An 11,133-nucleotide genomic window follows, 5' to 3' on the forward strand; every position below is an offset into this window, starting at 1 on the left:
TTAGCAGATACTTGATAAAATGCTATAATCTTGCTTTAAATTTTTTAAAGGTTTTTTTATGGCTGCTGATGATCAAGAGAAAACAGAAGAACCCACATCCAAGAAAATAGAAGATGCGCGACAAGAAGGAAATGTCCCAAAAAGCCAAGATGCATCTGCTGTGGCTGTACTTATTATAGCTGTGGTTGTGGTGTTGTTTATGATGCCTTTTATAGGTGAGAGAATTAGCGGTTTATATCGTTTTTATCAAAGTTTTATAGGCATTGAAATTGATTTAAAGATTTTACAAAAAATCATTATAAAAACTATGATAGAGATGTTTATTATGGTATTGCCCATTACTTTAGTAATTATGGTAGCGGGTGTGCTTGGAAATCTAATGCAGTTTGGTTTTATTTTTACTACTAAGCCCATTACTCCAAATTTTAATAAAATTAATCCTATTAACGGGCTTAAAAATCTTTTTTCTTTAAAAAAGATTATTGAAGCTTTGAAAATTATACTTAAAGTCGGTGTTGTATTTGGTATAGCTTTTGTTTTTTTATTGCAATTTATGAAAGAACTTCCTAGAGTAGAACTTTATACGATTTATCCACAACTTTTATGGCTTAGGGATAAAGCTATTATACTTGCAGCTATTGTTATTATAGCTTTTTTGATTATAGGGCTTTTAGATGTACTTTTGGTAAGGTATCAATACTTTAAAAACTTACGCATGAGTAAGCAAGAGGTTAAAGATGAATTTAAACAAAGCGAGGGAGATCCTTTGGTAAAAGGAAGAATTCGTCGTTTGCAAATGGAAGCAGCAAGGCGTAGAATGGTGCAAGATGTTGCTAGTGCTGATGTTGTGATTACTAACCCTACCCACTATGCGGTTGCTTTGCGTTATGATAGTTCCAAAGAAGCTGCACCAAAAGTTTTAGCTAAAGGGGTGGATTTTTTAGCTTTGCGTATTAAAGATATGGCATATGAATACAATGTTATGATTTATGAAAATCCTCCTTTAGCTAGAGAACTTTATAAAGCTTGCGAGGTAAATGATCTTATTCCACCAGAGCTTTTTAAAGCAGTGGCAGAGGTTTTAAGCTTTGTTTATACTTCCAATAGACAAAAATTTGCCGATAGATTAAAATAAATTTAGCTTTTTAATCAAGCTTATAATGGTCATAGTTATAGAAAGGGTGTAAATACCTAAAAGTGCTATGCGGTGGGATTTAAGATTGATTTTTTCCATGATTTTTATACCAAGATAAACTCCTAGCATAGAGCTAAATCCTACTAAGCTTCCATTTTGTAACACTTCTTTATCAATGATGTCATTATATACAAAAGAACTAATTCCTGAAATTGAAGCAAATATTACAAAAAATAAACTAAGTGGCACTACTTTTTTAGTATCATAGCCTAAAAAATAAGCTAAAATAGGGGTAATTAAAAGCCCACCACCAATTCCTAAAGATATAGCAAAAATTCCTGTAAATACGCCACAAATTAGCAAAATAGAATTTTTTAAGATATTAGAGTGGTTAATGTTTCCAATGGTGCTTTTTTGATTAAAAGCAAATTTTAAAAAGAATACAATACTCACGCATAGAAAAATACTTGTTAAGGTTATATCTGAAAAATATGAGAGTAAAAGCCCGCTAAACATCGCACCTAAAAAGCCTCCAAAGCCTATGATAAGTCCATCTTTTAAGATTAAATTTTTCTTTTTATAGTTTAAATAGGAGCCAAAAATAGAAGCAAAAATCATTTGTACAACAGAAATTGCAACAGCATGATGAGAGCTAAGTCCTAAAGTAAGCATGAAAGGAACGATAATCATACCACCACCTATGCCAAAAACCCCTGAAGCCATACCTGAAAAAATTCCTATAATCATATAAGGAAGTAAAGTTAAATCCATAATTTATAAACCTTTAAATAAAAAATATTGTAACAAAATAAAATTTATTTATCTTTAGAAAATATAATCATAGTCGATTTATGATGATTATAAAGATTTTTTGGAGTTAATATGAAATTTTGTAAAAAATGCGTTATGCCAGATACTAAGCCTGATTTGCATTTTAATGATGAGGGAATTTGTGATGCGTGTTGCTCGCAAGAAGCTAAAAATCATGAGATAAATTGGCAAGAGCGTGAAAAAGAATTTCTAGAACTCGTTAAAAAATATAAAAAACATCCTGTGTATGATTGTGTGATAGGAGTAAGTGGTGGTAAGGATTCTACCTTTCAAGTTTTAAAATGTCTTGAACTTGGACTTAATCCTTTGTGTGTTTGTTTTGAACCAAGTATTCCTACTAAAATAGGTAAAAAGAATTTAAAAAATTTAAATAATCTTGGTGTTGATTTAATCCATATCAAAAGAAATCCTTTGGTGTATAAAAAATTAGCCCGCGAAGCTTTTATAAGAACGGGTGATAATGAATGGCAAAACCATTTGGGGATTTTTACATGTGTTCCAAAAGTAGCTGTTGCTTTTGGTATTCCTTTGATTATTTGGGGGGAAAGTCCGCAGATTGAGTATGGTGGGCCAGCTAGCTCTAAAGAAAAAAACACTTTAGGTAGAGAGTGGCTTGAAGAATTTGGCGGACTTTTGGGTAATAGAATTTCTGATATGATTGGTGTTGATGGTATTAGAGAAAAGGATTTATATTTTTATACTTATCCAAGTGATGAAGAGCTTCAAAGAGTAGGAGTTACAGGGTTATTTTTGGGATATTATTTTAAATGGGATTATAAGTATAATTTAAAAATATCTAAAGAAAATGGCTTTAAAACTAGTACAAAACCAGTTGAAACTACTTATGAGAATTTTGAAAATTTAGATTGTTATTCAAATCATGTGCATGATTATTTAAAATACTGCAAATATGGTTTTGGAAGAGCTACGGATAATGCGTGCTTGGATATAAGACTTGGCTATATTAGCCGTGAAGAGGGCGTGAGACTTGTAAATAAATATGATGGAAAGCCACCTAAAAAGGCTATTAAGAAGTATTTGGAATTTAGTGGTTTTAGTGAAAAAGAATTTGAAAAAATTGTCGATTCTTATACTAATAAAAAGATATTTAAACGCGATGAAAATGGTAAATTCTTAAGAGATAGTGATGGATCATTGATAAAAAAAGATGAGTTTGTTTTGAAATGATTTGTATTGTTGATTATCATCTTGGAAATTTTAAATCTGTTTTGAAAGCTTTTGAAAAACTTAATCAAGAAGTGATTATAAGTTCTAAAAAAGAAGATATAAAAAATGCCTCTAAATTAGTTTTACCAGGCGTTGGATCTTTTAAACAAGGTATGGAAAATTTAAAAAAGCTTGCACTAGATGAGCTTTTAAAAGAATGTGTTTTAAAAGATAAAAAGCCTATTTTGGGGATTTGTCTTGGTATGCAACTTTTTGCTAGTAAGGGATATGAGGGCGGAGAGTGCGAAGGGCTTGATTTTATAAAAGCAAAGGTTTTGAAATTTGATTTAAGTAAAGAAAAATTATTGCATAGTGGTTGGGATGATTTACAATTTAGTGATAAAAAAAGCAAGCTATTTGATGGAATTTTAGAAAAAAGTGATTTTTATTTTGTGCATTCTTATTATGTAGAGTGTTTAGAAAGTGTGGAAACTTCTTTTTGTGAGTATGAAAAACCTTTTTGTGCAAGTTTTGAAAAAGATAATATTTTTGCTGTGCAATTTCACCCTGAAAAAAGCCAAAATGTAGGTTTGAAACTTTTGGAAAATTTTGCAAATTTAAAGGCCTAGTATGCTTAAAACAAGAATTATACCTTGCGTGTTATTAAAAGATCATCAGCTTGTAAAAAGTATCAATTTTTCTTCTTTTAGGACTATAGGGCATGTAATAAGCACAGCTAGGATATATAATGCTAGAAATGTTGATGAGCTTATAGTTTTGGATATCAATAAAAATAGTGTTATAGATTTTGAAAGCTTAGAAGATATAGCTAATGAGTGTTTTATGCCTTTAACCATTGGAGGTGGGATTAAAACTTTAGAAGATATTAGAAAAGTATTAGATATAGGTGCTGATAAAATTAGTATTAATTCTATGGCTTTGCAAGATCCAGATTTTGTCAAAAAGGTGGCAAATACTTTTGGAAGCTCTTGTGTAGTATGCTCGATTGATGTAAAAAAAGACAAAAATAAATTTAAAGTTTTTAATAATGAAATTTTAGATATTGATCCGCTAGAACTTGCATTACAATATGAATCTTTAGGAGCAGGGGAGATACTTTTAACAAGTGTTGATAAAGAAGGAAGTTCTTTGGGGTATGATTGGGAATTACTAGAGTATTTCAAAGGTAAATTAAAAATTCCACTTATTATCAATGGAGGACTTTCTAAGCCTCAAGATGGGGTAAAAGCTATACAACTTGGTGCGAATGCATTGGCTGGTGCTTATATATTTCATTTTAGTCAATATACTCCAAATGATGTTAAAAATGAGCTTTTAAAAAATGATATCCCCGTGAGGATTGTTTAAATTTACAAAATAAAAATTATTATCTTCTTTAATAACTTCAAAACCATGTTTTAAATATAAATTCAAAGCTTTTGTATTTTCTTTGAAAACACATGCGTTTAAAGTTTGAACTTTTAAAACATTGAAAGCATAGTTTTTAACTTCTTGCATTAAAAGCTCACCTACGCCTTTTTTTATACCATAAAGCCCAAATTCACAGGATATTTTTATGATATTATTAAAATATATTACTCCCAGTTTCTCGTTATTTTTTATCAACAAAAAATATTTTTTATTTTTGTTTTTGTTTAGTTCTTTTAAAAATATTAAGTGATTTTTATAATTTATATTTTTTGTTTTCATAAATTTAGAGATATTTGGAGAATTTCTTATATAAAAAATTTCCTTTTTTTCTTCTTTTGTAAGATTAGTAAAATTTTTATAAAAAATCACTTTATAACCTTTATACTTTTAAACACTTCAGCATATTGAAGACCAACTCTCATTCCTTGGTATTGTGCATTTATTTTTATCCCCTCTAAACTTCTTGGATGGGGATAATTTCTTAGTTCTGATTGATAAAAAGACATAGCTTTTAGCTTCAAATCAAGCGTCTCACTAATATCAAAAAATACATTAGGTTGAAAGCTTAATGGATAGTTCCATTCTGTACTCGAAAGAATTTCAAAACTATAAATTTCTTTAACACTTTCTTCTTGTAGAGATCTTGTAGCGGTAATTGTTGCTTTGTATGTAATTTGATGGTCTATATTGAGATCTTTTTCATAATGTGTGAAAATTATATTTGGTTTAATTTCATTTTTAACTTCTTCTATACTCTTGACTATTTCTAATAATGGTATTTTATCAAAAGCATTATCAGGAAAAAACTTTCTAAAAACTTTTTTAATGCCTAAAAGATTATTTGCTTTAAATAACTCATCTTCTAAAATTTCTTGTTCATTTTCACTATTTATCTCTCTGCTTGTTTTACCTTCTCCAAGTATTAAAGTATAAGCTTCATATCCTTGTTGAATATATTTTGCTATAGTTCCAAAGCATCCTAAAACTTCATCATCTGGGTGAGCTGCTATAATTAAAATTTTGTTATTTTTCATAAAATATTACCTCTGCTTTTATTTTATTATTGTGTTTTTTTGCGTTTTGAAAAACCATTTTTATATTTTCAAATTCCAAAAAAGCTTTTGGATAATCAATGGCATCAAGCATGCGTATAAAATCATATATTTTTATCAAATTTGGATTTTCGAGTGTATTGATATTACTTTGTTCTTTTGTTCTTCTTTTGAAAATTACTACTTTCCCTTTTTGTATGCGAGGGTTGATTTTTGTATGTAAAATTCTTGGTATTAGTTTAAAGAATATGATTTTTGAGATTTTTTCATAAATTCGTTGTGCATTTGAAATTTTAAAACTAATATTGTGTTTTAGATATATTTCTCCACCATCTAATGTATCACAAGCTTTTAAAGCACAAATTTTGCTTTTATATACCCCTCTTATGATTAAATTTTGTAAAGGTGAACCTCCTCTTCCAAATGGTAAATTTCCAAGGTGGAAAATAATACATTGATAGTTATTGTAAATTTCTTGAGGTATATAGAAAGACCAATGCGGGAAGAATATATAATCTGGGTTTATTTTTGTTATTTTTTCTAAAGTAAGATCGTCTTTTTTTGTTATGAGGTAAAAAGTATATGTTTTATATAATTCTTTTAGTTTATAAAAATTATTAATATTGTGCTCTCTAAGAGTTGCTATGATTATATTCAAACTGCAACTCCATATATTTGATTAAATATATTTAAGTTGTTACCCCCCCCCATGTATGCAAAAGACAAATTTACAAAATAAAAATTATTATCTTCTTTAATAACTTCAAAACCATGTTTTAAATATAAATTCAAAGCTTTTGTATTTTCTTTGAAAACACATGCGTTTAAAGTTTGAACTTTTAAAACATTGAAAGCATAGTTTTTAACTTCTTGCATTAAAAGCTCACCTACGCCTTTTTTTATACCATAAAGCCCAAATTCACAAGAAAGTTTAGTAATATTGATAAAATCAATCACGCCTATGATATTTTTATCATCATATACTAAAAAATATTTTTTAGTTGCGTTTGTTTTTAAGCTAGATAAAAAGTTTAAATGCACTTCTAGGCTAATATTTTGCGTTTTCATAAATTTAGCAATGCTTTCATCGTTACGCCATTTTAAAACAAGCTTAATTTCTTCTTGAGTCAAATGGATAAAATCTTTTAAAATTATCATATAAAATTCTCCACTTCATAGCCTTTTTTAGCAAGCCATGTTGCAAGTTTTTCTTGATTTTTAGCATAAGCTATGGCTTTAAAATTTGCTTTTAAAATTAAAGCTTCATTTACCAATGAACTTGCGCTAATGATGAGTTTTTTGCTTTCATTCATCAATCTTGCAAGATTAGATTGGTCAATGAGAATTTGTATATTAGGGTTTTTTTGGCTTAATTTTCGAAGCGAGTTTAGATGAGAATTTGCTTTTGTAGTAGCTATGATGATAGTTTTGTTTTTGTTAAGTTTGTTTGCTATATCAAAGGAAATATTTTTTGGATCACTTCCTCCTATACAGATAAAATAATCATAAATTTTTTCTCTTTTTATCTTGCTTTCTTCATAAAACTCATCGCGTATTAGAGCATAGGAAAAGCCACATCTTAATTCACAATATTTTGGCACTAAATTCTCATAATCACTTTCTTTAGCATAAGCATTAACATTTAGTAAAATGTCACAAAAATGTTCTTTTATCTCATCATCAAAACTTAGAATTTTAACCCCTGTTTCTAGCTTGATGAGTTTTTCATCATCTGCAGTAATTTCATAATGATCAATAATCAAAAGATCAAATTTTTCTTTTTTGATGAGATTGATTAGCTCATATACACTAGCACTTGTTAGCTCATATACAGGATAAGGAATTTCATCTATCAAAGAACCTTCTAGAGCTAAACATGCAAAAGATACATCATGATATTGCTTAGCTAACAAAAGATCTCTTTTGATATGTCCGTGTCCTATGGTGCTAGAACTATCGCTTCTAAAAAGAACTTTCATTTGATTTTATGTCCATATCCTCTTTGTATAATGGTTTCTTGCAGTGGAAGTATATTTTTGTGTAAAATTTGTTCATGAGTATCAATATGGGCTATAATTAATTCAAGCCAGTCAATATGTTCTTTTATCCATAGTAAAGATTTATTATGTGTATCATCTTCATTTATAGGATTTAAAACATAAATTTTCGCAAGATTAAACTCAAATTGCATGAGTAGGGGATATAAAATTTCATATAATTCTTGTATATTGCTTTTATTTTCAATACTTGATTTAATTTCATCTATGTATTTTACTATAATATTTAGATCTTCTTGAGTTTGGATATTTTGATAAGATTGTTTTAAATTTGTTAGTTGTTCTTTAAAAATTTTATTTAAATTTTGACAATGCAAAATACTTTTTTTGATTTTAGTATGTGCTTTAAGCATTAATTCATTTTGCTTGTTTAAAGTTGGATTTTCTAATGAGGTAAAAGGCTTTTTTAATTCTTTTGTTAATAATTTTTCACATATTTGCTTAAAAGGTTTTTCTATGGCTCCTGCAATTCTGGCACCACCTTCAGTACAATTATACACAATAACATTGTATTGATTGAAACGGACAATATCACTTTCGAAATTTTGGCGGAATAAGTTCCAAACAAAAGAGCTTTGAACTTTACCTTTGCCACCATAAGCTTTGCATTCATATTTGCCATAATCTTGTTTATAAATTTTATTGTTTATAGGGTAAATATGACCACTTGAGTGTGAATGTCCAGTGTTGCTATAAGCTAGATCCTGTCCAATTAAAATAATGTTTTTATGTCCAAGATTAAATGCCAAATTGGAAGCCATGTTTGCAACACTCCATCCGGTTACAAGATAACCATAGGAATGTAATTGTATAAAATAAATAAAACTAGCACCTGTTGAAGAAACTAATAAATAATTTCTATTATTATTATCTAAATATTTTATTGTATCGGGGTGTGTATATGATTTAAGAATAAATATTATATCTTTATCAAAATTGCCAAAATTGTTATTAAAAAATTTACTAGTCAGCTTTACTCTTTCTAAAGAAATAACATAATCAGGTTTAATGTTATGTTTAGCTAAGATAGGGTAAGCACTATCTGTGCAAAAAATAGTGGCTTTACTAGCGTATTGTTTTAACAACGGAAGTTGTTTAGAAAGACTTGGTCCAGTTGAAACAATGATTGCTGTATCACTTAGATTTTTTCTTTTTTGTAAAAGCTCTTTGTAATTTGGATGAGTTAACATTTTGGGAAGATTATAGGTAAATTGTTCTATGCCTTGAAGTGCATCAAAAGGTAAGTTGCCGTATCTTAATATGTTTTTTTTTAGATGTTCAAGCATATTATTATTAACTATTAATACATCATTATGATATCTTTCGTAATAATCAGAATGTAGTTCTAAAAAATATGTTCTTGCAAAATTTAACATTGGTTGTTGTTTGCATATTAATTCATAATCAGTAATTTTTAATAAATTTGTATCAGCTATTACCAATCTAGCTTCTTGTAACTCTTTGCTAAAATCCATCACACTAAAAGCACTATGGATAATTTCTAAGTCTTTTTCAAAAACAATAATAATCTTATGATGGGGATTTTGCAAAAGAGCTTTATATAAAATTCCATTTCCAAACCCATAAAAATATAATACAGGATATAGACGATATTTTTCATTATAAATTTTTAACATAGCATTTAATTCATCTAAAGGGTTTTTATAAATTAGAGTATTATCTTGAGTATTTAAAAAATTTATATCTAAGCTATCATTACCTTGAATAATCTTGTATTTTGATTTTTTAATAGCTGATAAAGTTTCACTTAATTTTGTTTTTATGCTTTTGATGTTTTTTTGTAGCATAATATTTCCTCATTATATAACTAAAATTACTTTATTATACTTTAAATTTAAAAAGAAAAAGCTTATATTATATAAAATAGAAATTAAAAATTAAAGACTATAGAATTTATAATTTCTATTGTTGAAATCTATATAGTATTTTAGCAAATTCTAAGTCTTCAAAAGTGTCAATATCGCAAATTTTATTTCTTGGAAGTAAAAAAGCTTTAGAATGAGATTTAAACATAAAATCTTCTTCTAGCCACGCTTCTTTTTTGCCAAAGTAAAATGCACCACCATCATGGTAAGCTTTAGTAAGATCTTGTGAGCGTTTATCATAATTTGACTCATCAAACATGTAAACTTTATTTTGATCATCAAGGTAAAAACCTCTTTGTATAGGGTATTCAAACTCGCAAGCTGAAAATAAAAATTTACATTCTTCTTGACTAAATTGTTCAAAAGCTTCTTTTAAGATAAGCTCATCTATAAGTGGAGCGGTTGCGTATAAGCAACACACATTTTCATAGATTTTACTTTGTTTTTCTAGAGTGATGATGGCATCTTGAATTACAGCGGTTGAACTTGCATAATCATCACTTAGTTCTTTTTTACGTACAAAAGGAGCCTTAGCACCATACTTTAAAGCCACTTCTATGATCTCATAATCATCACTTGAAATAATTACATCGTCAAAAATACCCGAATTTAAAGCACTTTCTATGCTATAAGCAATCAATGGTTTTCCCAAAAAATCAATAATATTTTTTCTAGGAATACGCTTAGAACCACCGCGCGCAGGGATAATACAAAGATTTTTCATGATTTCTCTTTAAATTTATAAAAAAGTAAGTATAATTGAATTTTTATTTTAAAAGGCTTAACATGCTCATAAATCAAACTTATTTTATAGACTCTTGTGATGATGTGGAATTAAATATAAAAAGAGAAAGTAAATTAGAATTTCAACTTATATATGATGATACAAAAGAAATTCAAGCTATAATGTGTATCATTCAAGGACTTGGTGCTGATATAAGAGATCCTGTTTTAAAATTTAATATGGAGTATTTTGCATCAAAATATAATGTAGCAGTTTTGAGTGTAAATTATCATGGTATAGGTAATCGTCCTCAAACTGGAGCACAATGGTATTTAGATGATATTGATAAACTTATTTTTGATGCAAGCTTAAAAGCCATTGACATAGAAATTCCTTATGATATATCAAAACTTAATACTTTTGAAGAATTTCATCCTGCTATGGAATATCTTAATAAAGAAATTCAAAAAAAGAAAGACGCTTGGGATTTTGATAGAGATTATTATTTGGATTTAAGTGTGAGCTTAAAACTTACAAATGATGAATATCAAAATTATGGTATTATGCAAACAATTGATATGATAAATACTTTGCTTTATGTAAAAGCGAATATTTTTAAAAATAAAGATTTAAAAACCATTGTAGTAGGGGTTTCACATGGTGCTTATATGGGTATATTATCTGCAAAGATAGCTCCGTGGACTATAGATGCAATTATTGATAATTCTTCTCATGTGACGCTTGATGGAGATGCTTGGAGATATATAGGTTTTGGAAAAGAAGTTGATTTTACTCAGTATTTTTGTTTCGGAACTTTTCACTATTTTAATAATATTAGACTTTGTGCTTC

Annotated in this window: 13 protein-coding genes; 5 read left to right on the forward strand and 8 right to left on the reverse strand. The window is 28.1% G+C overall.

Annotated elements, in window-relative coordinates; genetic code table 11:
* The first annotated feature begins 58 nt into the window (after positions 1–58).
* Entirely contained in the window at positions 59–1,135 is a 1,077-nt protein-coding gene (gene flhB, locus L8Y18_RS08160; RefSeq protein ID WP_133319972.1) for a flagellar biosynthesis protein FlhB, read from the forward strand.
* Here flhB and L8Y18_RS08165 read toward each other — a convergent pair.
* A complete protein-coding gene (locus L8Y18_RS08165; RefSeq protein ID WP_133319971.1) occupies positions 1,127–1,906 on the reverse strand; it encodes a sulfite exporter TauE/SafE family protein in 780 nt (259 codons plus the stop codon). The two genes, flhB and L8Y18_RS08165, sit on opposite strands and share 9 nt — an antisense overlap.
* Before the next feature lie 111 nt (positions 1,907–2,017).
* Here L8Y18_RS08165 and L8Y18_RS08170 point away from each other — a divergent pair, with 111 nt between their 5' ends.
* The 3 genes from L8Y18_RS08170 to L8Y18_RS08180 are packed head-to-tail and all read left to right on the forward strand — an operon-like array spanning position 2,018 to position 4,501.
* Complete coding sequence (locus L8Y18_RS08170) at positions 2,018–3,154, forward strand: N-acetyl sugar amidotransferase (protein WP_133319970.1); 1,137 nt, start codon at positions 2,018–2,020, stop codon at positions 3,152–3,154.
* Positions 3,151–3,762 carry an imidazole glycerol phosphate synthase subunit HisH gene (gene hisH / locus L8Y18_RS08175; protein WP_133319969.1) on the forward strand — a complete coding sequence of 204 codons (612 nt, stop codon included), beginning with the start codon at positions 3,151–3,153 and terminating at the stop codon, positions 3,760–3,762. Before L8Y18_RS08170 ends, hisH begins: the two co-directional genes overlap by 4 nt.
* Before the next feature lies 1 nt (position 3,763).
* Entirely contained in the window at positions 3,764–4,501 is a 738-nt protein-coding gene (locus L8Y18_RS08180; RefSeq protein WP_263676635.1) for a HisA/HisF-related TIM barrel protein, read from the forward strand.
* Here the strand turns inward: L8Y18_RS08180 and pseH (L8Y18_RS08185) are convergent.
* The 7 genes from pseH (L8Y18_RS08185) to pseF form a co-directional block, all read right to left on the reverse strand.
* Entirely contained in the window at positions 4,469–4,933 is a 465-nt protein-coding gene (gene pseH, locus L8Y18_RS08185) for a UDP-4-amino-4,6-dideoxy-N-acetyl-beta-L-altrosamine N-acetyltransferase (RefSeq protein ID WP_263665126.1), read from the reverse strand. The two genes, L8Y18_RS08180 and pseH (L8Y18_RS08185), sit on opposite strands and share 33 nt — an antisense overlap.
* Complete coding sequence (locus L8Y18_RS08190; RefSeq protein ID WP_263665125.1) at positions 4,930–5,598, reverse strand: PIG-L deacetylase family protein; 669 nt, start codon at positions 5,596–5,598, stop codon at positions 4,930–4,932. Before L8Y18_RS08190 ends, pseH (L8Y18_RS08185) begins: the two co-directional genes overlap by 4 nt.
* The gene (locus L8Y18_RS08195; RefSeq protein ID WP_258108356.1) at positions 5,588–6,274 is read right to left on the reverse strand and encodes a methionyl-tRNA formyltransferase; all 687 of its coding nucleotides are present in this window, start codon (positions 6,272–6,274) and stop codon (positions 5,588–5,590) included. The genes L8Y18_RS08190 and L8Y18_RS08195 overlap by 11 nt, the downstream gene beginning before the upstream one ends.
* Positions 6,271–6,774, reverse strand: coding sequence for a UDP-4-amino-4,6-dideoxy-N-acetyl-beta-L-altrosamine N-acetyltransferase (gene pseH / locus L8Y18_RS08200; protein WP_263661740.1), 504 nt, complete (start codon positions 6,772–6,774; stop codon positions 6,271–6,273). Before pseH (L8Y18_RS08200) ends, L8Y18_RS08195 begins: the two co-directional genes overlap by 4 nt.
* A complete protein-coding gene (gene pseG, locus L8Y18_RS08205) occupies positions 6,771–7,595 on the reverse strand; it encodes a UDP-2,4-diacetamido-2,4,6-trideoxy-beta-L-altropyranose hydrolase (protein ID WP_263660812.1) in 825 nt (274 codons plus the stop codon). The genes pseH (L8Y18_RS08200) and pseG overlap by 4 nt, the downstream gene beginning before the upstream one ends.
* Positions 7,592–9,481: a motility associated factor glycosyltransferase family protein gene (locus L8Y18_RS08210; protein WP_263665123.1), complete on the reverse strand. Its 1,890-nt coding sequence runs from the start codon at positions 9,479–9,481 to the stop codon at positions 7,592–7,594. The genes pseG and L8Y18_RS08210 overlap by 4 nt, the downstream gene beginning before the upstream one ends.
* A gap of 115 nt (positions 9,482–9,596) precedes the next feature.
* The gene (gene pseF, locus L8Y18_RS08215; RefSeq protein ID WP_263676636.1) at positions 9,597–10,283 is read right to left on the reverse strand and encodes a pseudaminic acid cytidylyltransferase; all 687 of its coding nucleotides are present in this window, start codon (positions 10,281–10,283) and stop codon (positions 9,597–9,599) included.
* A 62-nt stretch (positions 10,284–10,345) separates the two neighbouring features.
* Here pseF and L8Y18_RS08220 point away from each other — a divergent pair.
* Positions 10,346–11,133 (forward strand): DUF2920 family protein (locus L8Y18_RS08220; protein WP_263676637.1); only part of this gene is annotated, 788 nt, incomplete at its 3' end.

The organism is Campylobacter sp. CNRCH_2007_0968H, from assembly GCF_025773245.1.
GTDB lineage: Bacteria > Campylobacterota > Campylobacteria > Campylobacterales > Campylobacteraceae > Campylobacter_D > Campylobacter_D lari_D.